Raw genomic sequence first — 23,772 nt, 5'->3', positions numbered from 1 at the left:
GTGTGCAAAAATTTGCCCCGCAATCCGGACTTGGGCCTGCAGAAGTTCATCCCCCCCGCCTTTGCGGACCGAACCAGCCTTCCCAGATGACTGAGATTGTTTCAGGGCGCGCCCCCGCGCGTCCTCTTCGGAACGCTTGTTTCAGGGAGACAAACGCGCATGGCCACCGGGACGGTCAAGTGGTTCAACACCACCAAAGGTTACGGCTTCATTCAGCCTGACGACGGGGGGAAGGACGTCTTCGTCCACATCTCCGCGGTCGAACGTGCGGGCCTGCGCGCCCTCAACGAAGGTCAGAAGGTCGAATTCCAGGAACGCGAAGAGCGCGGCAAGGTCGCAGCTGTCGACCTGAAGCCGGTCTAGACTTCGCACTTCTACTGAGACATCGCGGGCGCCGGCTTCACCCTAGCCGTCGCCCGTTTTGTTTTTACGCCATTTCCCGCTGGCGCGACCGCTGACCGCCCTCAGGGTCGGTCATTACGCGCAGGAGACTGACCAGGGCCGACCTGGCTTCCTGCGGCAGTCGCTCGAAGGCGCTCAACAACTCAAGCGCGCCGGGCGTGCGCATGCGGCTCAGCAGATCGACATCCCCATCGCCCGCAGGCGTATCGAGGACGTCCATCAGGTCTACAACCCGGCATCGCAAGGCTCTTGCAATCTGGACGAGCCGGGAGAACGAGATCCGGTTGGCGCCGTTCTCGTACTTCTGAATCTGCTGGAAGCTTACGCCACACTGTTCGGCAAGGGCCTCCTGGGACATGCCGATCGTTCGCCGCCGAATCCTGACCGCGGCTCCGAGGGCCACGTCCATGGGGTCGGGGGTCTTGTTCGAAGGTTCAGCAGACATTGTGGTCTCCTCACCCAAACCGTCCGCCACGGAGTGAAGGCTCCGAGGTTCGCTTTGGATTCGAGCAAGTTAAGGCCCATAATTCTGCTTTGAAAAGAGTACTGATCGCTGAAACCCTACACAATGCTGAGCGCGCTCAACGAACGTGTTTGCCGACAGGCGAGTACTCGCGGGCCGAAAGCTTCACTCTGCGAATAAATCAGAAGCTGCGCAGGGGCTCAGGCGGGCGCGAGGGCCGTCCAGATGGCCCTTAGCGACCTGAGGTCGTCGGAGACGTCGCCTTTCAGGTTGTGGCGCCGGTTGAAACGCAGCCCGACCAGATCGCCCCGACGCCAGGTCACACTCGCGTCAAACGCGAGACCTTCGTTCACGTGCAGCAGGGTGAGGTCGCCGGGAAGCGGCTGCTGAGGCGGCAGGCGGACCTGGGCGCCGTGCTCCGAAAGGTTGCGAATCCCGCAGTCCACGCTGATCGAGTGGTGAGGGCCAAAGCAGAGCCGCGCGCGCAGTAAAGTCCGCTGCCGCAGTACGGCGCGTCGTTCGATCCCATTGGGCGTCGGCGGCTTCATACAGTGCAGCTTCGTTGCGATTGTTTGCCTTCCTGTAAATGCCGGGGCGGTGGTCTTCGCCGGGGCCGCGGGCCGACGACCGACCTGTCTGGGAAGAGCTGGCCCTGCGCGTGCTGCAGCGCCTGCGGCGAACAGAGCGAACTCTGGGCGCCGGGGTGGCGATCGCCTAGCGTTTCCGCATCCAGAACGAGGCGCCGTAGGGGTGCAGGCCCTTTAGCGGCGCGACATCCATCACGGCCTTGGCCTGGGCTGCAAGCTGCGGGTCCTGCCCTGCGAACCAGCAGGGGAACAGGATCTCGAACGTCTCGCCCCCGAACAGCAGGGCCGTGGCCAGTAGGTACTGCTCGTTCCAGATTCGCCCGACGTGACCGCTGATGTAGTCGTCTGGAAGGTACACGTCGTGGATCTGGACGATCACGCCGGGCTTCAGCCGAGGCAGGATGTCGAGGAAGAAGACCGTGACGTCCGAGCCCTGGAAGGCGCGGTGCGAGGAGTCGAGAAAGAAGATGTCGCCCGGCTCCAGCGCTTCGAACATCGCCAGATCGCAATCCTCCAGCGGCTGGCGAAGGACCTCATCGCAGAGCGTGTCGATCTCGTTGCGTGGCTGCGGGTCGATGGAGGTCAGGCGGGTCCGCAGGCCGTAGCGGCTCACCGCCCGGCGGGCGAACTTGGTGGACACCCCGGAACCGACCTCGACGAACCTGGCCGGATCGGAGCGCCGCAGCATCTGCGTCAGGATCATGGAATCCAGCGGCGGAAACCAGCCGTTCAGCCAGAACGGCGCCGCGTCCTGGTAGCTGCCGCCCCAGGGCACGTCGGCGAAGTCGCCGGCGATCTCGCCGAACTCGGCCAGCAGGGATGCATAGCGCTCGCGGCCGGCGGCGATCATGGCCTGGAGTCCGGGGTGTGACGGGCGGCCCGATCCATAGCGCACCGAGAACCGGTAGTCGTAGTCGACGACCTTCTGGGCGCGCTCAGCCTGATCGGTGGAGAACGGCGCGGCGGCGGCCGGGTTCTCGATCCGGCGCACGGCGGCGTCCAGATCGGCCTGGGCCGGCGCCCAGCCGCCCTCGGCGGCCCGGCGCAGCAGGGCGAGGGCTTCCTCGCGCCGCCCCAGCTTGAAGCAGGCGATTCCCAGATACTGCTGAGCCTGGCGATTGCCCGGCGCCGCAGCCAACACGCGCTGTAGCAGCAGTTCAGCATGGTTCAGGAAGTGCTCGCGAAGCCGCTGCACGGCGACCTGAAGGTCGCGCTCCTGTAGCGGCGCCAAGGCTTCGTCCGGCATATCCGCCCCCCATGCAGTCTGCGCCGGCAACCTAGCGCCACCAGCGCGCGTGGCTAGGGGGCCTGTGGTCAGCCGGTCTGCAATTGGGTGCGTTTGAACCACTGCTTGTAGATGGTCCCGATCAGGAGGCCGACGACCAGATAGAGCAGCACAGCGGCGGTCACCCGCTTGTCGCCGAAGGTGGTGTTGGCGATCAGAATGGCGATGCCGGGGTGGCGAACCGAGCTGGCCACCGCCAGGGTGGCGCGATCGACAGCGGCCGGCCCGCCTAGCATGTGCCCGCCGAACAGGGTGATCGCCGTGAGCAGCGCCATCGCCAGGATCGTCCCGTTGCCGATCAGGGTCATGAGCGCAGGCCAGACCACCGCCAGGATCGGCACGAAGACCGCGAGAACCAGCAGCATGGAGATCTTGTAGACGAGCGGCGCGGCGCGCTCGGCGAAGGCCGGCGCAATGCGCCTTATGACGACGCCGACCGCCAGGGGGATGAGGACCCCGGTGACCACGGTGGAAGCGATCAGCTTGATCGGGAGCGGGCGACCCCGCCCGAACAGGAACGAGGCCATGTCGTACACCAGCGGCACGGCGACGATGGTCAGCAGCGCGATCGCGACATAGACGCCATAGGCGTATTCCTTACGCGCCCCGACGCCGAGCTCCTGACCCGGGACCAGCGGCGGGACTGGCGAGATCGCCATCAGCATGATCCCAGCCTTCACGACCGGATCCAGCGGCAGGAACCAGATCAGCACGGCGGCGGCGGCGGGCGGAATGACCTGGACGGCCAGGATCGCCCGGGCGAGCAGGGTGGGCCGACGCAGAACGTACATCAGGTCGCCGGGATCGGCCTTCAGTCCCACGGTGAGCACCAGCGCGCCGAGACTTGTCGACAGCAGGAGCGGAAGGAGTTGTTTGACGGCTTCCATGGCGGGCGACCTCAGGGATGCGGGCTCAGATGCAGGTGCGCGAACACCCCCGCACGGGGCGCTGGGATCAGGGCAGGCTGCGGACCATGTCGGCGACGATGGCGTTCGCCTTGGCCTGATCGGAGTCCCCCTGGTCCATCCGCCGCTGCGAGGTGGCGCGCCAGGCAAGTTTGCCGCTGGCCCGGTCGATCAGGTCCAGCATCAGCGTGCCTTCGGTGTAGTTGATGGTGCGCACATCGACGTCCATCGGCGCGCCGTACATGCCCCAGCCGAAACCACCGATGCAGCCGCGGAGGCCGCAAGGCCCGACGCGGTTGGGGGCGCCGAAGCTGCTGACCTGGGTCTCGCTCCGGTTCTGCAGGCCAATGTGAAACTGCACCAGCAGGGTGGCGGAGGAGGGGTCTGCGGCCTGGGTGAAGCCGCGGCCCTGCAAGGCGGTGTCGACCGCGGTCTTGATGCGCCCCTGAACGATGTCGTTGTCGATTCGGGGATCGCCGGAGCCCGGCTGCGCGTCGGGCGCCCAGGCGTAGGTAGAGCCCGGCGTGACGCGGATCGTGTCGGATTGGAGAACAGACACCCTGCCGCCGGGGCTTTCGCATGCCGTCAGGGCCAGGCAGGCGGCGACCGCGCTCACCGTCAGGGCCGTCGTTTTGAAGATGCCGCTAAGCATTGGTAGCCTTCCCATCCGTCGATGTGATTGCGGCAGAGTCTCGATCTCGACCCTGAGGCGAGCAATCAGGTCAAACCCTCGACCTCATTTGCCGGGCGACCCGAGCGCAGCGATCACTCTCCGATGGACGAGTTTCCGTCGTGGACGAACCGCCGGCTGGCGTCGCTATGGTGGATGAGCATGGCCAGGCTGGGGCCTTCGCGGCCTCTCGTGTACTGCAGCAGCGCCTGGTCGTTGTCCGCCGCGCCCGTCGCCAGGGCGTGTTCGATGTCAGGGCCGGCAACGGTGCGGAAACCTGAACGCCGCAGATAGACCAACAGCTCCTCTTGCGGCCCGTACACTGCGCGCAAATGGCGGCCCACCGGCTTCGCGCGCAGGCCGCCGTCGTTGTCGAATACGGCTACGCGCTCGCTGGGCTGTATGAAGTCGGGTCCGGGCCTGGTCACCCGCTCGACGAATTCGACCACCGCCTGCCTGGTCGCCCCATCGTTCCAGGATGGTAGCGGATCGCTAGTCGCCGACTGGGCGTTGGAGGGGCCGCCGAAGAGCACGGCGCCGATGGAAAAGGCTGCGAGTTGCCGGCGGACAAGCATGTCAGGCGCCCTCCTTGCGCTCCTGCGGCGCACTGAAGCTCTCAAGATCCTTTTCCAGGAAGTAGTTGAGGGCGGTGCGGATCAGGGCGATCGAGGCCAACTGGCCAATGTCGTCCCAGCTCGGAGATATGGCGGTGCGGGCGATGTCGGCGCCGAGCGCGAATTCCAGGGCCAGGATGATCCAGCGCGCGAACCGCACCCAGACATCGCGGCGCGCGAAATGGATCGAGATGGAAAGCGGGCGGGCCACGATGTAGCGCACCGACATGAAGGTCGCTTCGACCGTGCCGACGGCGATGCAGAGCACGCAGATCAACTCGGCGACCAGAGCGACCTGGCTGGCGATATCGTGGAGGATCGCTTCCATGCGCCGAGGCAAGCCCGGCTGGTGCGCCGGCGCCATCGGGGAATCCCTGAGGCGGCGGTCAGAGGCGCCCGGCGCCGCCAGCAAGCAGGACGCCTCGTCGGTCTACTTGACTTGCTTGGCCGCCGCCTTCTGGACTTGGCTGGCCTCGGAGCGGGTGATCACGCCGTCGCCGTCGGGATCGAAATTGGCGAAGCGGTTGGAGGTAAAGGCGTCGATTTCGACGGGCGTGACCGAACCGTCATGGTTGGCGTCGATGGCCTGGAACCAGCCGCCCTTGCCAATCATGTCGGTGTTCTTGGCGCCTCGCTCCTCAAGCTCCATGCGGGTGTTCAGCGCGCCGCGATCCCACTCCTGCTGGGTGACCTGGCCGTCGTGGTTGTAGTCCGCGCGCATCAGGAAATTGCGCCGTGAGTCCTGGTACTCGGAGGGCGTGATCTTTCCGTCTTTGTTGGCGTCGGCGAGCAATTCCTGGGCCCCGGCGACGGAGGCCGTCAGGGAGGTGAGCGCGGCGAGAATGAGCATAGGCTTCAGCATGACGAGCCTTTCGGACGTTCGTTTCATATGGATGGATGCTCTGCGCCGGCCGATGCGACCGAGCCATGGGGCGCCGACCTGAAGGCGGATTCTCATGGACCTGATGCGGCGGCCGGCAGGGTGGAGCGCTGACCTAGGGCTGACACCTGAGCTCCCCAGCGGGAAACGCCCGATGGGTCGTGCGGACCTCCGCGGCGAAGATCGCGCCCTGGCCAACGGAGCACCTCGCGATGAAGCTCACCCATCTCCTGGCGGCCGCCGCCATGATGGTTCCAACCGCCGCCGCGGCGGAGGAATCAGGCACGGAGCTGGCTAAGAAGCTGGCCAATCCGGTCTCCGACCTCGTCAGCCTGCCGTTCCAGTTCAACTACGACTGCTGCTATGGCCCCGCCGATGGGGAGCGGGTGACCCTGAACATCCAGCCGGTCGTTCCGCTGCACCTGAACGAGGACTGGAGCCTCATCATCCGGACGATCGTTCCGATGATCTCACAGAGCGCGACGGTTCCGGGCGTGCGCGACCAACTCGGCCTCTCGGACATCACCCAGACCTTCTTCTTCTCGCCGAAGCCGTCGAAGGGGCTGACCTGGGCGGTGGGGCCGGCGATGTTTTATCCGAGCGGTACGGACGGATTTAGCGGGCACAAGTGGGCGGCCGGACCCGCGGTCCTGGCGCTGAAGCAGGATGGCCACATCACCTACGGGCTGCTTGCGACACAGCTGTGGTCGTATGCGGGCAGCGAGAACGACCAGGACATCAACACCACCCTGCTGCAGCCGTTCTTCAACTACACCTTCCCCAACACCACCGGCCTCACGGTCAATATGGAGTCCACCTACGACTGGGAGCGCAAGCAGTGGACTGCCCCGATCAACGTCGGGGTTACGCATATCTACAAGCTGGGGAGCCAGCGAGTTCAGGCTGGCTTCATGGGCCGCTACTACTTCGATAGCCCGAATGAGGGCCCCGACTGGGGCCTGCGCTTCGTGCTGACCTACCTGATCCCGTCCTAGCTGCGGACTACGCAGCGGAAGCCGACGTGGCTGGTGGAAGTGTCCACCGGCTGGGCGTGGCGGGCGGCGGGCCGATAGCGCCGGCAGTAGTGCGGCGAGCAGAGGTGCGAGCCGCCCTTCAGCACCTTGCGGGGGATGCGGATCTCAGGCTGGGCAGGGTCGAAGCTGGCGAGTTTGGCGGCCTCGGCGCGGCTGGCGGCGCAGCAGCCCTTCACCGGCTCGGCGCTGTTGGTCGACCACCAGTCGGACGTCCACTCCCAGGTGTTGCCGATCATGTCGATGAGGCCGTAGCCGTTCGGCGGGTAGGACCCGACCGGCGAGGTGCGCGGATGTCCGGTCGCGTCGAGGTTCTCGTACGGGAAGCGTCCCTGCCAGGTCTTGGCCATCGGCTTGCCGCCCGGTTCGAAGTCGCGGCCCCAGGCGTACTCGGCGCCGTTCAGCCCGCCGCGGGCGGCGAACTCCCATTCGGCTTCGGTGGGCAGATCGGCGCTGCGCCATTGGGCATAGGCCTCGACGTCGGCCCAGGCGACGTGGACCACGGGATGGTCCCAGAGACCCTCCAGCGAGCTGCCCTGACCCAGTGGGTGGCGCCAGTCCGCCCCGGCCATGTACCGCCACCAGTTGCGGATGTCGGTGAGGTTCACCGGGCCGCGCGTGGGCACGAAGACCAGCGAGGAGGGGGCCAGCATGGCCGGGTCCGCGCCCGGATAGTCCGCAGGGTCGGCCGGCCGCTCGGCGGTGGTGACCCAGCCTGTAGCCTCGACGAAGGCGGAAAAGTCCTGGTTCGTCACCGGCCGTTCGTCGATCCAGAAGCCCTCGACCTCGACCTGTCGGGTCGGCGCTTCTTCAGGGTAATGGACGTCGGAACCCATCCGGAAGCGGCCTCCCGCCACCCAGATCATGCCTGGCTGGGTTTGTTGGTTTCGCTCGACCTGGGGCATTTGAACGGTCCTGTCGCGTACTGTCGATACGAGGACTACAGCATCGCGGACCTGGGCTGGCGACCGGGCGAAACCCTGAGAGCCGACCCCGCGCCCGGGGGAAGGACGCGGGGCCGTTCCAAGGAGGTCGGACGTGTCGCCCGACAGGCCGGAGCATTTCCGGGGGAAGTAATGAACTCCGGCGCTGACAGTTAGATCACCGACATAGGCGCAATGCGATCAGGCTGAATCCCTACAGAAGGCTCCGTGCCAACCCGATCAGAACGCCTCGCCGATGTAGAAATAGAAGGCCTGGGCGTCGTCGCCGAAGGCGTAGTCGAAGCTCGCATTGACGCGGTGTGATTTCGAGGCCTTGAGGCGTAGGCCGACGCCGACGGAGGGCAGCAAGGGCGAACCGAGCTTGCCGAAGGACGGCGCGACGCTGCCGACCCCGGCGAACACCACCGCTCCCAGTCGCCAGAAAAGGTCGCGGCGATATTCCACCTGCACCGCAGCAAGGCTCTGGTCCCGGTATCGCCCAGGATCGTAGCCGCGCAGGTCATTGTTCTGGCCGAACAGGCAGAGATCGTAGAACGGGGCGTGATCGGTGACGTCGCAGAGCGCCACTCGGCCGGCGATCACCGACTTGTCCGAGATGGGGCGATAGAAGTTCGCGGCGGCTTCGAAGCGCCGATAGTCGTCGTCGCCTCCTAGCGCCTCGGAGGCCACCAACCACTGGCTCGTGGCGTAGACGCCGGTGCGCGGCGCGAACTGACTGTCACGGGTGTCGTACTCGCCGGCCAGGCCAAGCGCAGAAGACACGCTGTCCAGCTCCAGTTGTGGAATCTGCATGTCGGGGAACGGCAGCTGCGAGAAGTCGGCTGTGGTCTTCAGGCCGATGCCCCGATAACGGGCGCCCAGATAGGCGTTCGGACGGACGCGAAATAGGGCTTCGGCGACCAGGCCTCCGCCCCGCTGTTCGATCGGGATGGCGCGGTTGCGTGAGCCCGCCCCCGATCCGATGCCGTAGAAATCGACATGGAATTCGCCGCCGCCGCCGCCGAGGGTCAGGCGGATCGAGTCATCGCGGAGGTTGGCCTTCTGACCCGCCACTGCGGCCCAGCTGTCGGTGTCGGTGTAGAGCCCGCCTACGCCGGTGATCCAGGGCGGCGAGGTCTTGGACGGCGAGTAGAGCGCCAGCCCCCCGAGCGCCAGGCCGTTGCCGATCGCCGGGTTGGAAACCGGGATCGGCATGACCACGAAGCTGCGGGCCGGTTGCGTTCCGGGTTCGGCCTCCTCCGCCGCGACGGAGCTGGCCAGTACGCACGCGGCGGCAGCCGCCGTCACTAGGCCGCGCATTCACCTACCCAGGGCGATCGACGACCACGTAGACGACATTGTCGCCCTCGTACTGAGGCGCGTAGTAGACGCCGCCGCAGGAATAGTAGGTGAGCCCGGAATAGGGATAGGGCGAGCAGGCCGGCGGCAGGCTGGCGTAGCGGGAGCCGGTGATGACCGCCGAGGTTACGGCCGCTGCAGTGCCGAACGCCATGCCGGCCGCGACGGGGTGATAGTCGCCACCCCCCCAGCCCCAGCCGTTGTCATTGTCGACGTTCACGTTGACATTGTTGCCGACGTTGACGTTGCCGGTGTTCACCCGATTGCCGCCGCGATTAACCGTGTTGCCGCCGCGGTTGCTGACCGCCGCCTGGCGGTTGACGTTGGCGCCGCTGCGATTGCCCGCCGCCGCTTGGCGATTGACGTTCCCACCGCCGCGGTTGGCGGCCGGCTGGCGCTGGGGCGGGGGGCGAGATGCGGCGCGAGCTCCGCCGCCGCCGCCGCCGCCCACGCTGGAGCGGGCCGCGCCGCGGGTTCCACCGCCGCCGCGCGCGTCGGCGACCGCGGGATAGATGACCATCGCCGCCGCGGCGAGGGCCAGGGATGTGACGTGAGCCTTCCACATGGTTCGGTTCCTCACTTATCCAACGCCGTCATACGGATCGGCTTGGCGTCGGCTGGGGCCTGGAAGGCGAAGGTGGCGTTGTTGAAAGCCGGCTTGGTGTTCCAGGTCAGATCGGCCGTGTACTGGGGCCGGGAGTCGTCCTCGCGATCGATGATCACGATCCGCCGCGGGGTCGGGTTGGGGCCCTGGCTGATCCAGATCTGCCAGTCCACGTCGGGGCCGCGGAAAGCGTACTGGTCGGTGGCGACGCCGCCGATCGTCGCGGTGCCGACATGGAACGCTGACTTCAGTTGGTCGGTCTTGTCGCCGCCGGGCTCGCTCCAGCGGAACAGGTCGGTCAGCGGCAGCTCGATGCCGTACTTGTCGGAGACCGCTGTAATGGTTTCCTTGATCGTCGGCGGCGCGTCCACCTGCGCATAGTAAGAGGTCTTCGGCGAGTACAAGGTCAGCTTCTTGCCATCGTAGAAGAGGCGCCGATTTTTGTAGTCGCTGGTGCGCTCGACGACGAAGTTGTTCGGGCGCTGCACCTTGAAGTTGGACTTTTCAGCGAATTGGATCTTCTCGCCATCGTCGAGGATGATGTCGGAGGTGGAGTTGGCCGTGACCTCGAAGGCGGTGAGCGTGCCCAGATAGGCGCTCATCCGCTTCAGCGCTTCGACCGCCTCAGGTTCGATTTCTTCGCTCGGCGTCGGCGTCGGCGGTTGTTGCGCGAGAGCTCCTCCGCTGTACAGCAATCCGGCCGCGATGGCCGCGATCGGAAGTTTGAATGCCAACTTCATTGAGGATGCTCCTTGTCCTTGCGGGATTCTCCGGCGGCCAATCGGGGGCGCGCGTCGAGGCGGCGGGGAGACGGCGGGCGCCAGGCGCCGGAGAGCGCCGGCGCATTGGGCCAGTAGAGGTGCAGGCAGAGGCTGAAGGGGCCGGGCGGAGCCGGCAGCCAGTTGCCGGCCTCGAGTGCGTCGGGCGGGGCGTGCTGGATGAGCAGTTCCAGCGATCCGTCAGCCGCGAAGGTGAGGTCGTCCCTGTCGCTCAGGGCCAGGCGGCGCTGCTTGAGTTCGTCGGAACGCGGCGCGCGGCCCAGCTTGAGCGTCCAGAAGCCGTCGACCGGCGGCGCCTCGCCCGCCGCGAACTGCAGCCCATACCGCTCGGAACCGGTGAGCGGCAGACCGTCCGCGTCGGTGTGGCAGGTCAGCCGCAGGCTGTCCTCGGGAGCCGCTGCTCCGAGCCGCTCGGCGGCCGCGCGGGCGAGGTCGGCGGGCAGGTCGCCGCTGCTGGGCGCGGCCCAGAACCAGCCGTCCACCCTGTCAGTGTCCTCGGTGCGCGCGTGGCGGACGCGGGCATGACCATCGAGCAGCCCATGGGCGAGGGCCTCCTGCACCGACTGGCCGGCGGGTGGGCGGAACTCCTCGCCGGCAATGACCCCGATCCTCGCCAGTGAAGAGATTATCGCCCGGACGTCGCCGGACGGAGGATGTCGCTCCAGCAGCATCGCCAGCCGGTGGAAGTAGCGCTGCGGATCCAGCCCGTAGACCCAGTCCGACGAGGACCTGTGCGGCGCCTCAACCGTCGCCAGCCGTTGAATCGGAAACGGCTCGCCTTCCAGGGGCGTGATGCTCTGACCGGCCAGCAGTTGGTCGGCGTCGTCTCGATCGTCAGGCGTGCGGAGGGCCAACCGCACGACGATCCAGGCGAGATTGGTCTGCAGGCGGCGCGCCGTGAAGCCTGACGGCAGGGCGTGGCTCCAGTCCGGCCCGATCAGCGCCATCTTCGGCGCGACGGGTTCCAGTTCACGAGCCTCAAGACGTTCCTGAAGTCGTCCCCAGGCGTCGTAGATCGTGACCGAGCAGTGGCGGGCCTCCAGATCGGGCAGGGTCAGCCGCACGGGCCCCTGCGAGAGGTCGACCCAGGCGCTCGACCGGGCCATGTGCGGGTCGTCGCCGGCCAGGCCTGGGGCGATGGCGGAGCTGTCCTCAGGCAGGCGCAGAACCTGGTTCAGCCCGATCGGATGCGTCCTGCGAACCGCGTCGACTAGAACCACGGGGAAGCCGAAGACGAACCCGTCGGCCGCGATCCGCCTGGCGTCGGCCAGCGTCATGTCCGGTTCCGGCGTGCCGATCACTGGCGCCTCCTTTGAAGGGGGAGCCTCTCAGCGCGGTGATCGCCCTGCCATCGGGTCAAACCCGAACGCGGCACGCAGCAGTATTGGAGTTAGGCCTGAATTAGATTGTGCTTGATGGCGAAACGTACGAACTCAGCCGCCGTCCGAACCCCTGCCTTACGCATCGCGGCGGCGCGGTGACTCTCCACCGTCTTCACGCTGATCGCCAGTCGCCTGGCTATGTGCTTGTTGGAATTGCCTTCTGCGATCAGCTGCGCGACCTCCAGCTCTCGCATGGTGAAGCTCTCCAGCCGCGAGCGTTTTCGCTCATGCACCGCCGCCTCTAGCAGCAGTTCGGAAACGAAGGACGAGAAGTAGGGGCGGTTGGCGCCCAGCGCCGAGATCGCCGCCTCGAGATGCTGTTCGCTCTCAGTCTTCAGCAGATAGCCGCGGGCTCCGGCAGCGAGGCCGCCGCTCACGGTCTCGTCGTCGTCATGCATGGTGAACAGCAGCACGTTGGTCTGGGGCGACTCCAGCCGCAGACGGCGGGTCACCGCCAAGCCGTTCATGATGGGGAGGGAGACATCGATCACCGCGACGTCGGGCTTTTCCTGCGTGCCCAGCTCAAGCGCAGCCTGGCCATTGGAGGCCTCCGCGCAGACCTCCCAGCCGGGGTGGCTTTCTATCATGTCCCGGACGCCGCGACGCACGATGTCGTGATCGTCGGCGATAAGAATCCTCAGCATAAACAGCCCTCGATGCTAACACCTAAGGGATACACCTAATGGATGTGGCGACGTATCCGTAAGATCACCCATATACGTTTTCTTGGCGATGTGTATTGTAGACAACATTGCTGGGTCGGGGGAACCGGGCGCCGATAGCATTCCAACAAGGCAATAGCCTCGGGAGATGTTGGGAGCTCGGACTGCATGACTCAATTACCGCCAGATAAGCTTGACCATAAGCTTGACCATAAGCTTGGCCATAGGCCGGATCTGTATCAAAGCAACTCAAGTATGGCGTTGGCGTTGGCGGAATACTGCGCCGGAGCCGCCAGGCTGGTATCCACCACAAGCGCATTCCGCAGGGCCATGGGCCTGGCGCGACGGACGGTCGATGGCCGTCTGCTGGAAGATGTCTTCGGGGGTGAAGACGCGCGGCGATTGCAATCGCTTATCGACCATTGTCTGCAGCGGCCGGATCGCGGTCGAGGCTCTGCATCCGGCCATGACCTGAGAGGGCGCCGCATCACCGCGCACCCGATCGGGGGCGGCCGGGCGCCGCTACAGGTAGTGCTGTCCATCGAGCCGCCAGCGGCCTCCGAAACACTGTCGCAGCATCTGTCGACCAGAAATCAGCGCCTGTTCGACCGCCTGGGCCCGATCAGTTCGGGCCTTCTATATGTGTACGACGTGCATCGGCGGCGCGCGCCGTACATGCATCCCGAGCTTGCCGAGCATCTCGGCCTGCCCGCCAAGGGGGTGGACCTTGAGGACGTGAAGGGGCGGGTGCATGCGGACGATATTCCGGTGCTGTACGCGCACATCAAGGCCATGGAGTCCCTGAAGGACGACGGAGTGGTCGAAGCAAGGATGCGTGTGCGCGGCTCGGAGGGCGAGTGGCTGCTGATGCAGTCCCGCGCCCGGGTGTTCGCCCGCGGCGCGGATGGAAGCGTGCGCCGGGTGATCGGCGTGGCCTCGGACCTCACCCAGGTGTCGGCCCAGGCTCAAGCGCTGGAGCGCGCCGAGGTCGCCTTGGCTACGGCGGAGGCGGACGAGCGACGGCGGATCGGGCGGGAACTGCACGACTCGACCGCCCAGCATCTGGTCGCCGTCGGTCTGTCACTGGCCGCGCTGGAGCGCCGGACCGTGTTCAGGGAAAGCGACCAAGCCATACTTCGCGACATCCGCAACTCGCTGTCGGCCGCGCACCGGGAGATCCGCACGTTCTCCTTCATGCTGCACCCGCCCGAGACCGAGCGCCGCCCGTTCCAGGAACGGCTGCGTGTGTTCGCTGACGGATTCGGCCGTCGGGCGTCCCTGCTGATTTCCGTCAGCTCTCGCGGAGAGCCGCGTCAGCTGTCCGTGTCCGTGGAGGTCGCGCTGTTCCGCATCTTCCAGGAAGCGCTGATGAACGTGCATCGTCACGCCAGCGCGCGCAGCGTCTCGGTCCTGCTCGACTACCGGAGCGACAGGGTCGCCCTGGTGATCGAGGACGACGGCGTCGGCATCGCCGACAGCCAATCGCTCGAACGCGACGAGGAGACCGGCGTCGGGATCGCGAGCATGCGGGGACGCCTCATGCAACTCGGCGGCCAGCTCGATCTGGCGAACGGACAGGGCGGACTTCGCCTGTCCGCGGAGCTGCCGATGATCGCCAGCCGCTCGTGGGTCCCTGAAGCGGGCGCTGGCGAGCCGCTGGGAGAGCTCCCGCGCCGGGCGTCCGCGTCCGTGGAGCGGAAGATCGGTTCGTCGCTGAAGCTGCACGCGGTTCCGGCCCTACTCGCGCGCGGACACTGAGGCCGGGTTCAGAACAAGCCGGGAATGAGCCGGAAGCGGGTGCGTTCGGCATAGGCGCGGTAGTCCGCGTCCAACATCAGGTGCCGTTCCTCGCGGGAGATCCGAGCCAGCTGGAGCATCCACGCGGCCAGGTAGATGGCGATGCTGCGCGGGGTCGGATTGTGCAGCAGGTAGCCGATCTGAGCGATGATGTAGCCCAGATACATGGGGTGGCGCACGATCGCGTAGGCCCAATTGGACTGCACGCCGCGATTGGCCGGTGCGATGCCGAACCGGCGGTTGAGGCTGACCTTGGCCCCGACGCTGATGACGCCGCCGCCGACGATCAGGGCGCCGGCCAGCCAGGTTGCGATCGGTTCGCCGCCCGGTCGAATGGCCAACGGAAGCATGGTGCCGCTCAGAGCCAGCGCCCAGTCAAACGGGCTTTCGGTGACGCTGATCGCCTTGCGGCGGATCAGGACGAAGAAGGCTGTCAGGCCCTCAAGCGCCACAAAGGCCCAGTTCACCCAATCGTCCGAGTGGATGTTGGCCAACGCGAACATGGCGAACAACGCCAGGAGGATGGCGCGTTCGCCCCAGTCGATAATTGCGTCCTTCACGCTTGCTCCTCGGCGCATTCCGCTTGAGCGGGCCGGCCCGCTCGGCTGAAGGGGTGGGCCAACTGGCCCAGATAGGTGGCGGGTATCGGTTCGCTCAGGCCGTACTTTGCGGGCATGGCCGTGTCGCGCGGCAGATTCAGCGTGCCGAACAGCCGATCGAAGATCACCAGTTGGCCCCCAAAGTTCCTGTCGTAGGCGGCCGCTTCATCGGCGTGATGCCAATGGTGATACTGCGGCGAGGCGATCAGCCATTTGAGCGGACCGAAGTCGACATTGATGTTCGAGTGCAGCAGCACCGCGTGCCAGCGGTAGATGAGGGCGTAGGCCAGGACCGGCAGGCCGCCGAAGCCAAGGAGCACCGCGGGGGCGGCGATGATGACGCTGTTGATGATCTGATCCACCGGATGCACCCGATAGGTGGCGATCCAATCCAGATGTTCGCTGCTGTGGTGGATCTCGTGGAACCGCCATAGGGCGGGGAAGGTGTGGAACAGGCGGTGGGCGAGGTAGAAGCCCAGGTCCGAGATCAGAAGCACCTCGATGAACTGCAGCCATTCAGGCTGGCTTCGCACGGCCTCACGCAGAGAGTCGGGAACCAGCATCGTCGCGCCGAACGCCACGGCGACGAGCACCACCGTCGAGCCGAATTTGATCAAGGCGCCGCTGACGAAGACGTGCAGGGCGTCGACGCGCAGCCGGTCGAGGGAGCGCGGCGCGCGGCGCGTTGGCCGCAGGTGCTCGAGCGGGGCGAACACCAGGGCCAGCGCCGCCAGTGTCAGCAGTTCGTTCAGCGTCATCGCGTCCTCACGACCGAACGCTCACCATGCTGAACAATCGTTAAGCGCGACCTACGCCAAGAGCCATTAAGGCCCAGCTTGCCGGCCCGGCTCAGTCGGCGATCAGGCCGAACTCCCGCATCGCCGGGAGAAAGTTGACGTTGTCGTGGTTGTCGCGCGTCAGCTTGAGCAGGGCGAAGCGCTGTAGGTCAGAGAGGGCGGCCCAGTCACGTCGGCGCGGCGCCGGCGTTCCCACCGACCGGGCGTAGTCGACGACCGCTCCCGGCACTTCGGCAAGGGTTTCCCAGAGCGGAGCCGGCGGATCAGGCAGGGACTTTGCCTCTTCCCCCGAGCGTTCGGCGACAAGGCGGATCAGGTCGGCGCGATAGTCGCCAATCTCCTGCGGCGTGCGGCAGGGGGACTCGAGCAGGAGCTTGCGGTCTGCGAGCGTGAAGCGGCTCCACTGGCGCAGCGTCAGCTTGATCTCGCTGCGATCCAGCTTCAGCCGCACCGCCATGGGAATGCAGCGCAGGCTGGCCACGAAGTCGTCCTCGAAGGCGAATAGATGGGTGTCGTTCATGAGCCTGCCTGGGCCACGCTGTCGGTGAAGGAGGGGAGTTGGGCGAAGGCGTCGGCGCGGGCGGCGACCTCGCCGACGATGAGGACGACCGGCCCCTCGCAGTGCACGGCGGCCAGGGTCTCGCCCAGATCGCAGAGCTGGCCCGGCAGGGCGCGGGCCTCGGGCCGCCCGGCGTTCTCGACCGCGATCGCCGGCGTGTCTGGGCGACGTCCCTGCTCGATCAGGCGGGCGGCGACGGCGGGCAACTGATCGCGGCCCATATAGAGCGCCAGAGTGACTTCGGGATCGGCGGCGGCGGCCCAGCCGGAGCGGGTCATGGCGCCGTCCTGCGTGGTGGCGGTGGCGAAGATCACCCGCCGCGCCTCGCCGCGATGGGTCAGCGGAAAGCCGAACTGGGCGGCCGCGGCGCAGGCGGCGGTCACGCCGGGCACCACCTCGGTGCTCACGCCATGGGCGTGGAGAAAGGCCCGCTCCTCGCCCACCCGACCGAAAACGGACGGGTCGCCGCCCTTCAGGCGCACGACATCGAGGCCCCGGCGCGCCAGACGCAGCATCAGTCGGTTGATGGTCTCCTGCTTCATGCTGGTGCGTCCGGCGCGTTTGCCGGTCTGGATCTTGAGGCAGGCGGCCGGGGCCAGGGCCACGACCTCGGCCGAGACCAGCGCGTCGTAAAGCAGCGCCTGAGCGCCCTCGATCGCGCGGGCGGCGCGCAGGGTGAGCAGGTCGGCGGAGCCGGGGCCTGCGCCCACCAGCTTCACGGTCCCGAGCGCCTGGTCATGCGGCATTGGCGATCTCCGGTCTTGGGGCAGCGGCGAGCAGGCGGGCGATCTCCGGCCGGCAGGAGCCGCAATTGGCGCCGGCCCCCGTGGCGTCGGCGACGGCGTCCAGGTCCGACGATCCCGCCGCGATGGCCTTGCCGATGGCGGCGGCGCGAACGTTTCGACAGGCGCAGATGACCGGTGAGGTGTCGGTCGGGCGACCCGGCGCGCGGCCGATCAGCAAGGCGGCGCGGTCCTGCATGCTCAGAGGCTCGGCCCCGAACAGCTCGGCTAGCCAGCCGCGTGGCGGCAGCACGCCGCTGGCGGTGGTGAAGAGGACGCGGTCCAGTTGGTCGCCGGTAAGGAAGGCTTCGCGCAGCGATCCGGCCGCCGGATCCTCGTAGCGCAGGACGTCACTCGGCGCGCCTTGCAGCAACAGCCTGCGCAGGGCCTCGCGCTCCTCGGCGTCGCCGCGGCCGGCGAATTCGTGGAGGTGGCAGCCGGCATGCGGAATGCGCCGCCAGACGAGGTCCAGCTTGGAAGGCGGCGTCCAGGCCTCCCGCGAGAGGTAGAAGCCGCGCCAGGTTTCGCGGTAGGGCCGCACGCGCGCCGGAGTGTGCTTGAACTCCGGCTGGCCAGAGCGCGGATCAGTGCGGGCGGCGACCAGGGGATTGGCGCGGCCGCTGGGCGCGTAGCCCTCGGTCCAGTGCATCGGCATGAACACGCTGCCCGGCCGCTGGCGGTCGGTGACGCGGGCCAGGGCCACCGCTTCGCCCTGGAGCGTCTGCACGCGGGTCAGGCCGCCGTCGACGACGCCGACGACGGCGGCGTCGGCGGGATGCACCTCGACGAACGGCTCGGGCGTGTGCCGCCAAAGGTCGGGGGCCAGGCCGGTGCGCGTCAGGGTGTGCCAATGGTCGCGGATGCGGCCGGTGTTGAGCGCCAGCGGGAAGGCCGCGTCGGTCGGCTCGGCCGGACCGGCGGCGGGCGTCGGGAGCATCTGAGCGCGGCCGTCGGGCGTCTGGAAGCGGCCGTCAGCGAACAGCCTCGCCGTGCCGCCGGCCTCGGTCACCGGCCACTGCACGGGCTCAAGCGCGTCATAGTCGGCCGGGGTCAGGCCGAGCAGGCCCGAGAGATCAAGCAGTCGGCCGGTGTTCTCGTAGGCGGTCAGGCGCGCCCACTCGCGGAACACCTGGGCGTTCGAGCGCCAGGAGAAGGCGTCGACGAAGCCCATGGTCTGGGCGACGTCGGCGATGATCCGCCAGTCGGCCCGGGCCTCGCCGGGCGCCTCGAACAGAGCACGTTGGCGCGAGATACGCCGTTCGGAATTGGTGACCGTGCCGTCCTTCTCGCCCCAGGCCAGGGCCGGTAGCTTTACGTCGGCGAAGGCCATGGTGTCGGTCTGGGCCATGCAGTCCGAGACCACCACGAATGGGCAGGCGGCCAGGGCGTCGCGGACCTTGCCGGCGTCCGGCATGGAGACGGCCGGATTGGTGGCCATCACCCAGATCGCCTTGATCTTGCCGGCGGCGACCGCCTCGAACATCTCCACGGCCTTCAGGCCGGGCTTCTCGGGCACGTTCGGGGCGCCCCAGAAGCGGGCGACGCGGGCCCGGGATTCCGGGTCGAATTCCATGTGGCCGGCCAGGGTGGTGGCCATCCCGCCGGTCTCGCGTCCGCCCATGGCGTTGGGCTGGCCGGTGATTGAGAACGGGCAGGCGCCGGGCTTGCCGATCCGGCCGGTGGCCAGGTGCGCGTTGATGATCGCCAGGCCCTTGGTGACGCCCTGGGCGGACTGGTTCGAGCCCATCGAGAACAGACTGACGGTCTTCGGCGTCTCGGCGAACAGTCGGTAGAAGGTCTTCAGGTCGGCCTCGGCCAGGCCGCAGTCGGCGGCGACGGCCATCACAGACTGATCGTCACGGGCGAGCTGGGCCTCGACCTCGGCGAAGCCGGAGACGTGGGCGGCGATGTAGCCGCGGTCCACAGCGCCGCGGCGCAGGAGATCGGCGAGCAGGCCGTTCCAGAGCCGCACGTCGGTCTGCGGAGCCAGGGCCAGGTGCAGGTCGGCGACGTCGGCGGTGTCGGTGCGGCGGGGGTCGATGACCACGTGCCGCTGGCCGCGGGCGCGAGCGGCTTCCATGCGGCGGAACAGCACCGGATGGGTCCAGGCGGCGTTGTGGCCGGCGAACACCACCAGGTCGGCGAGGTCCAAGTCCTCGTAGCAGCCGGGCACGAGATCGGCGCCGAAGGCGAGCTTGTGGGCCACCACCGCCGAGGCCATGCAGAGCCGCGAGTTGGTGTCGATGTTCCCGGAGCCGATGAAGCCCTTCATCAGCTTGTTGGCGGCGTAATAGTCTTCGGTCAGCAGCTGGCCCGAAACGTAGAAGGCCACAGAGTCAGGGCCGTGCCGCGCGATGGTCTCGGAGAACCGCCGGGCGACCAGGGCGGTAGCTTCGTCCCAACTGGCGCGGCGCTCGCGGATCATCGGATGCAGTAGCCGCCCCTCGAGCCCGACGGTGGCGGCGAGCGCGCCGCCCTTCGAGCACAGCCGCCCGAAGTTGGCCGGATGGGCCTGGTCGCCGACGAGGCTCAGCTCGCGCCCGTCCGCTCGGCCTGCGACCCCGCAGCCGACCCCGCAATAGGGGCAGGTGCTGCGCCGCTCGCCCATCGGTCAGACCCGCCCCAGCAGCAGGCGTCCGTCCCGGACCTCCAGCGGCACGACCGGCGTGCAGCCCTTGCCGTGGTCAGCGCCCATCGGTTGGCCGGTCGAGAGGTCGATGTTCCAGGCGTGCAGCGGGCAGGTCACGGCGTGCCCGTGGACGATGCCTTGGCTGAGCGGTCCGCCCTTGTGGGGGCAGGCGTCCTTCAGCGCGAACACCTTCCCGTCGCCGGTGCGGAAGATGGCCACGTCGCCGCCCGGGGTCGGCACCCGACGCGCGCCGCGCAGCGGGATGTCGGTCACCGCGCCCACATCGGTCCAGGCGATGGGGTCTTTCACGAGAGCGTTCATGCGTGGGCGAACTCCATGCGGCGGCTGAGCGGGTTGAACTCGTCGGTGTGACGGCCGGCGACCCGTTCGGCCCAGGGGTCGATGCGGAAGAAGCGCTGCGAGTAGGCGAAGCGGTCGTATAGGGCCTTGCGGTTCTCGGGGTCCTCGACCTGGGCCTTGATGCTGTCGAGGCCGACGCGGGCCATCCACTTGTAGATCCGCTCGAGGTACCAGCCCTGCTCGCGATAGGCCTGGGTGACCGCACAGATCACCCACATGGCCTCCTCCTCGGTGGCGACCTTGGTCAGCAGCTCGGTGCCTTGGATGTGCAGGCCGGCCGCGCCGCCGACGTGGATCTCGTAGCCGCTGTCGACGCAGATCACGCCGATGTCCTTGCATGTGGCCTCGGCGCAGTTACGTGGGCAGCCGGAGACCGCCAGCTTGACCTTGGCCGGGGTCCAGGAGCCCCACATGAACTTCTCAAGCCGCATGCCGAGTCCCGTGGAGTCCTGGGTCCCGAACCGGCACCAATCGGAGCCGACGCAGGTCTTCACCGTGCGCAGGCCCTTGGCGTAGGCGTGGCCGGAGACCATGCCCGCGGCGTTGAGATCGGCCCAGACCGCCGGCAGGTCGTCCTTCTTGACGCCCAGCAGGTCGATGCGCTGGCCGCCTGTTACCTTCACCGTGGGGATGGCGAACTTGTCGACCACATCGGCGATAGCCCGCAGTTCGTCGGACGAAGTCATGCCGCCCCACATCCGCGGCACGACGGAGTAGGTGCCGTCCTTCTGGATGTTGGCGTGGACGCGTTCGTTGATGAAGCGGGACTGCTTGTCGTCGCTGTAGTCGCCCGGCCAGGCGCAGAGCAGGTAGTAGTTCAGCGCCGGGCGGCAGGAGGCGCAGCCGTCGGGGGTGGTCCACTCCAGGGCCTGCATCACGGCCGGCATGGATTTCAATGAGTTAGCAACGATCTGGCGGCGGGTCTCGTCGTGGCCGTGGCGGGTGCAGCCGCACACCGGCTTGGGACCGGTCTGGGCCTTGAAGCCATCGCCGAGCGTCAGCATCAGCAGCTTTTCGACCAGCGGCGTGCAGGAACCGCACGATGCCGAGGCCTTGGTGACGGCGCGCACCTCGTCGAGCGAGGACAGGCCCTGCTCGGCGATGGCCCCGGTGATCTCGCCCTTGCACACGCCGTTGCAGCCGCACACCTCGGCGTCGTCGCCGAGGGCCGCAACGGCCGCGCTAGGGTCCAGGCCTCGAAGGCCCTCCGTCGCGGTCTGGCCAAAGATCAGCGTCTCGCGGATATCGGCGACCTCGGCGTTCTGCCGCATGAGGTCGAAGTACCAGGCGCCGTCGGCGGCGTCGCCGAACAGCACTGCGCCGGCGACCTTGCCGTCCTCAAGCACAACGCGCTTGTAGACCCCGCGGCCGGCGTCGCGGAACACGATGTCCTCGCAGCCCTCGCCGCCGGAGAACTTGCCGGCCGAGAACACGTCGACGCCCGAAACCTTCAGCCGGGTGGAGAGCACCGAGCCTTCGTAGGCGGCGTCGCCGCCGGTCATGTCGGCGCCCAGCGCCTTGCACATCTCCCAGATGGGGGCGACCAGGCCGTAGCATTGGCCGCGGTGCTCGACGCACTCGCCCACGGCCGAAATCCGGGTGTCGGAGGTCCGCATGGCGTCGTCGACCACCACGCCGCGGCCGACTTCCAGGCCGGCGGCCTTGGCCAGCGATCCGTTCGGGCGGATGCCGACAGCCATGACCAGCAGGTCGCAGGGCAGGGTGCGGCCGTCCTTGAGCTTCAGGCCGGCGACCTTGCCGTCCTGACCGACGATCTCCTCGGAGACCGCGCCGAGCTCGGTCTGAACGCCCTTGTCGGCCAGGGCGCTGGCCAGCAGGAACCCGGCCGAGGCGTCGAGTTGGCGCTCCATCAGCACGTCGACCAGGTGAACCACGGTGGCCGCCATGCCGCGGCGGACCAGGCCGTAGGCGGCCTCGATCCCGAGCAGGCCGCCGCCGATCACCACGGCCCGCGCGCCCGGCTGGGCGGAGGCGGCGATCATCGCCTCGACATCGTCGAGGTCGCGGAAGGTGACCACGCCCTTCAGGTCGCCGCCGGGCAGCGGCAGCCGGATCGGGTCCGAGCCGGTGGCCAGGATCATCCGGTCGTAGGGGACTTCCAGCCCGCCTTCGGCGCGGACCAGGCGGGCCTCGCGGTCGATGGCCTGGACCGCGCGGCCGGCGTGCAGGGTGATGGCGTTGTCGCGGTACCAGGCCTCGTCGTTGATGACGATGTCGGCGAAGGCCTTCTCCCCGGCCAGCACCGGCGAGAGCATGATGCGGTCGTAGTTCACCCGCGGCTCAGCGCCGAAGATGGTGATCTCGTAGCGGTCGGGATCGCGCTTGAGGATCTCCTGCACCGCCCGGCAGCCGGCCATGCCGTTGCCGACGACGACCAGGCGTTCCTTGGGATCCTTGGTGGCTTTGGTCATGAAGAACTCTCCGAGGATCAGACGCGCGAGGCCGAGCCGGCGGTTTCGGCCGTCCAGGTCCGGCGCCAGCGTCCCTTGACGCCGGTCAGGCAGCTGAGGGCGATCAGGGCGAGACCGGCGAAGGCCAGCAGGCCGATCTGGTAGGAGCCGGTGGCCTGCTTGGCCCAGCCGAGGCTGGCGGCGAGGTAGAAGCCGCCGACGCCGCCGGTCATGCCGACCAGGCCCGTGACCACGCCGATCTCCTTGCCGAAGCGCTGCGGGGCCAGCTGGAACACCGCGCCGTTGCCGGCGCCGAGGGCGAGCATGGTGAACAGGAAGACCGCCAGGGCGACCCAGACGCTGGGCGCATGGAAGCTGGCCAGGGCCAGGCCGACCGCGGCCATGGCGTAGACCACGGTCAGGGTGCGAATGCCGCCGTGCCGGTCGGCAAGGGCGCCGCCTACCGGCCGGATGAAGGAGCCGGCGAACACGCAGGCGGCGGTGAAGAACCCGGCGGTGACCGGCGTCAGGCCGTACTCGGCGTTGAAGTAGATGGTCAGCGAGGAGGAGAGGCCGACGAAGCCGCCGAAGGTGACGCTGTAGAGCAGCATCAGCCACCAGGCGTCAGGCTCCTTCAGTACGTCGAGATACTCGCGCAGCGCCTTGGGCGCGGGGCGACCCGGGGCGTCCTTGGCGAAGATCAGGAAGACCACGAAGGCGAGCGCCAGCGGCAGGCACGCCAAGCCGATCACGTTGCTCCAGCCGAAGGTCTGGGCGAGGCCCGGGGCGAACAGGGCGGCCAGCGCCGTGCCGGAGTTGCCGGCCCCGGCGATGCCGAGGGCCAGGCCTTGGTGCTCGGGGGGGTACCACCGCGAGGCGAGCGGCAGGGCGATGGCGAACGAAGCGCCGGCGACGCCGAGCAGAATTCCGAGGGCCAGCACCTGATGATAGCTGTCGACCCCCAGCATCCAGGCGGCGGCTAGGCCGGCGAGCACGGTGAGCTGGGCGATGATCCCGGTCTTCTTGGGCCCGATGTGGTCGACCAGCACCCCCGCCACCAGTCGCAGCAGCGCACCCGACAGCACCGGCACGGCGACCATCATGCCCTTCTGGGCCGGATCCAGGTGGAAGTCCTTGGCGATCGCGACGCCCAACGGGCCGAGGATCACCCAGACCATGAAGCTGAGGTCGAAATAGAGAAAGGCGGAAAGCAGAGTCGGCGTGTGGCCGGCTTTCAGGAACGCGCGATTCAGCATGGCTCAGGCCCCGTGCAGGAATGGACGGAAGCGGCG

The 23,772-nt window shown here is 67.8% G+C and carries 25 protein-coding genes; 3 read left to right on the top strand and 22 right to left on the bottom strand.

Going from position 1 to position 23,772, the window contains the following annotated elements; all coding sequences use genetic code 11:
• Nucleotides 1-159: 159 nt before the first annotated feature.
• Nucleotides 160-363: a cold-shock protein gene (locus AC1DQJ_RS07800; protein WP_477601919.1), complete on the top strand. Its 204-nt coding sequence runs from the start codon at nucleotides 160-162 to the stop codon at nucleotides 361-363.
• Between the two features lie 64 nt (nucleotides 364-427).
• Here AC1DQJ_RS07800 and AC1DQJ_RS07795 read toward each other — a convergent pair whose 3' ends face one another.
• From AC1DQJ_RS07795 to AC1DQJ_RS07760, 8 genes are all read right to left on the bottom strand, one after another.
• Entirely contained in the window at nucleotides 428-847 is a 420-nt protein-coding gene (locus AC1DQJ_RS07795) for a helix-turn-helix domain-containing protein (RefSeq protein WP_477601917.1), read from the bottom strand.
• Nucleotides 848-1,065: 218 nt separating this feature from the next.
• Nucleotides 1,066-1,413 (bottom strand): PilZ domain-containing protein, encoded by a 348-nt coding sequence (locus AC1DQJ_RS07790; protein ID WP_477601915.1) that lies wholly within the window; start codon nucleotides 1,411-1,413, stop codon nucleotides 1,066-1,068.
• A gap of 166 nt (nucleotides 1,414-1,579) precedes the next feature.
• The gene (locus AC1DQJ_RS07785) at nucleotides 1,580-2,698 is read right to left on the bottom strand and encodes a class I SAM-dependent methyltransferase (RefSeq protein WP_477601913.1); all 1,119 of its coding nucleotides are present in this window, start codon (nucleotides 2,696-2,698) and stop codon (nucleotides 1,580-1,582) included.
• 68 nt (nucleotides 2,699-2,766) lie between these two features.
• Nucleotides 2,767-3,624 carry a bile acid:sodium symporter family protein gene (locus tag AC1DQJ_RS07780; protein WP_477601911.1) on the bottom strand — a complete coding sequence of 286 codons (858 nt, stop codon included), beginning with the start codon at nucleotides 3,622-3,624 and terminating at the stop codon, nucleotides 2,767-2,769.
• A gap of 67 nt (nucleotides 3,625-3,691) precedes the next feature.
• On the bottom strand, nucleotides 3,692-4,294 hold the full coding sequence (locus tag AC1DQJ_RS07775; protein WP_477601909.1) for a DUF4136 domain-containing protein: 603 nt from the start codon (nucleotides 4,292-4,294) through the stop codon (nucleotides 3,692-3,694).
• Between the two features lie 113 nt (nucleotides 4,295-4,407).
• Nucleotides 4,408-4,887, bottom strand: a complete 480-nt coding sequence (locus AC1DQJ_RS07770; RefSeq protein ID WP_477601907.1) for a hypothetical protein — start codon at nucleotides 4,885-4,887, stop codon at nucleotides 4,408-4,410.
• A 1-nt stretch (nucleotide 4,888) separates the two neighbouring features.
• On the bottom strand, nucleotides 4,889-5,290 hold the full coding sequence (locus AC1DQJ_RS07765) for a DUF1622 domain-containing protein (protein WP_477601905.1): 402 nt from the start codon (nucleotides 5,288-5,290) through the stop codon (nucleotides 4,889-4,891).
• A 66-nt stretch (nucleotides 5,291-5,356) separates the two neighbouring features.
• On the bottom strand, nucleotides 5,357-5,788 hold the full coding sequence (locus tag AC1DQJ_RS07760) for an EF-hand domain-containing protein (protein ID WP_477601903.1): 432 nt from the start codon (nucleotides 5,786-5,788) through the stop codon (nucleotides 5,357-5,359).
• A 230-nt stretch (nucleotides 5,789-6,018) separates the two neighbouring features.
• Between AC1DQJ_RS07760 and AC1DQJ_RS07755 the strand changes: the two genes are divergently transcribed.
• Nucleotides 6,019-6,801, top strand: coding sequence for a hypothetical protein (locus tag AC1DQJ_RS07755; protein WP_477601901.1), 783 nt, complete (start codon nucleotides 6,019-6,021; stop codon nucleotides 6,799-6,801).
• Here AC1DQJ_RS07755 and AC1DQJ_RS07750 read toward each other — a convergent pair.
• The 6 genes from AC1DQJ_RS07750 to AC1DQJ_RS07725 form a co-directional block, all read right to left on the bottom strand.
• Nucleotides 6,798-7,703 carry a formylglycine-generating enzyme family protein gene (locus tag AC1DQJ_RS07750; protein ID WP_477602191.1) on the bottom strand — a complete coding sequence of 302 codons (906 nt, stop codon included), beginning with the start codon at nucleotides 7,701-7,703 and terminating at the stop codon, nucleotides 6,798-6,800. The two genes, AC1DQJ_RS07755 and AC1DQJ_RS07750, sit on opposite strands and share 4 nt — an antisense overlap.
• Before the next feature lie 297 nt (nucleotides 7,704-8,000).
• Complete coding sequence (locus tag AC1DQJ_RS07745) at nucleotides 8,001-9,080, bottom strand: BamA/TamA family outer membrane protein (protein WP_477601899.1); 1,080 nt, start codon at nucleotides 9,078-9,080, stop codon at nucleotides 8,001-8,003.
• Between the two features lie 4 nt (nucleotides 9,081-9,084).
• Complete coding sequence (locus AC1DQJ_RS07740) at nucleotides 9,085-9,684, bottom strand: hypothetical protein (RefSeq protein ID WP_477601898.1); 600 nt, start codon at nucleotides 9,682-9,684, stop codon at nucleotides 9,085-9,087.
• A gap of 11 nt (nucleotides 9,685-9,695) precedes the next feature.
• Complete coding sequence (locus AC1DQJ_RS07735) at nucleotides 9,696-10,463, bottom strand: DUF2092 domain-containing protein (protein WP_477601896.1); 768 nt, start codon at nucleotides 10,461-10,463, stop codon at nucleotides 9,696-9,698.
• Complete coding sequence (locus AC1DQJ_RS07730) at nucleotides 10,460-11,803, bottom strand: DUF1214 domain-containing protein (RefSeq protein WP_477601895.1); 1,344 nt, start codon at nucleotides 11,801-11,803, stop codon at nucleotides 10,460-10,462. The genes AC1DQJ_RS07735 and AC1DQJ_RS07730 overlap by 4 nt, the downstream gene beginning before the upstream one ends.
• Before the next feature lie 89 nt (nucleotides 11,804-11,892).
• Nucleotides 11,893-12,528, bottom strand: a complete 636-nt coding sequence (locus AC1DQJ_RS07725) for a response regulator (RefSeq protein ID WP_477601893.1) — start codon at nucleotides 12,526-12,528, stop codon at nucleotides 11,893-11,895.
• 273 nt (nucleotides 12,529-12,801) lie between these two features.
• Here AC1DQJ_RS07725 and AC1DQJ_RS07720 point away from each other — a divergent pair, with 273 nt between their 5' ends.
• Complete coding sequence (locus tag AC1DQJ_RS07720; protein WP_477601891.1) at nucleotides 12,802-14,304, top strand: sensor histidine kinase; 1,503 nt, start codon at nucleotides 12,802-12,804, stop codon at nucleotides 14,302-14,304.
• Nucleotides 14,305-14,312: 8 nt separating this feature from the next.
• Here AC1DQJ_RS07720 and AC1DQJ_RS07715 read toward each other — a convergent pair whose 3' ends face one another.
• The 8 genes from AC1DQJ_RS07715 to AC1DQJ_RS07680 form a co-directional block, all read right to left on the bottom strand.
• On the bottom strand, nucleotides 14,313-14,903 hold the full coding sequence (locus AC1DQJ_RS07715) for a methyltransferase family protein (RefSeq protein WP_477601889.1): 591 nt from the start codon (nucleotides 14,901-14,903) through the stop codon (nucleotides 14,313-14,315).
• Nucleotides 14,900-15,700, bottom strand: a complete 801-nt coding sequence (locus AC1DQJ_RS07710; protein WP_477601887.1) for a sterol desaturase family protein — start codon at nucleotides 15,698-15,700, stop codon at nucleotides 14,900-14,902. Before AC1DQJ_RS07710 ends, AC1DQJ_RS07715 begins: the two co-directional genes overlap by 4 nt.
• A gap of 91 nt (nucleotides 15,701-15,791) precedes the next feature.
• Nucleotides 15,792-16,259 (bottom strand): nitrate reductase associated protein, encoded by a 468-nt coding sequence (locus AC1DQJ_RS07705; protein WP_477601885.1) that lies wholly within the window; start codon nucleotides 16,257-16,259, stop codon nucleotides 15,792-15,794.
• On the bottom strand, nucleotides 16,256-17,044 hold the full coding sequence (gene cobA / locus AC1DQJ_RS07700) for a uroporphyrinogen-III C-methyltransferase (protein ID WP_477601883.1): 789 nt from the start codon (nucleotides 17,042-17,044) through the stop codon (nucleotides 16,256-16,258). The genes AC1DQJ_RS07705 and cobA overlap by 4 nt, the downstream gene beginning before the upstream one ends.
• Entirely contained in the window at nucleotides 17,034-19,688 is a 2,655-nt protein-coding gene (locus tag AC1DQJ_RS07695; RefSeq protein WP_477601881.1) for a nitrate reductase, read from the bottom strand. The genes cobA and AC1DQJ_RS07695 overlap by 11 nt, the downstream gene beginning before the upstream one ends.
• A 3-nt stretch (nucleotides 19,689-19,691) precedes the next feature.
• Nucleotides 19,692-20,030, bottom strand: a complete 339-nt coding sequence (gene nirD, locus AC1DQJ_RS07690; RefSeq protein WP_477601879.1) for a nitrite reductase small subunit NirD — start codon at nucleotides 20,028-20,030, stop codon at nucleotides 19,692-19,694.
• Nucleotides 20,027-22,501 (bottom strand): nitrite reductase large subunit NirB, encoded by a 2,475-nt coding sequence (gene nirB, locus AC1DQJ_RS07685; RefSeq protein ID WP_477601878.1) that lies wholly within the window; start codon nucleotides 22,499-22,501, stop codon nucleotides 20,027-20,029. Before nirB ends, nirD begins: the two co-directional genes overlap by 4 nt.
• Before the next feature lie 17 nt (nucleotides 22,502-22,518).
• The gene (locus tag AC1DQJ_RS07680; protein ID WP_477601876.1) at nucleotides 22,519-23,736 is read right to left on the bottom strand and encodes a nitrate/nitrite transporter; all 1,218 of its coding nucleotides are present in this window, start codon (nucleotides 23,734-23,736) and stop codon (nucleotides 22,519-22,521) included.
• Nucleotides 23,737-23,772 lie beyond the last annotated feature (36 nt).

It is taken from the genome of Phenylobacterium sp. P4_E10, from assembly GCF_056401675.1.
Note: the sequence above shows the minus strand (reverse complement) of the source record. Positions and strands in the feature narration are given on the sequence as shown.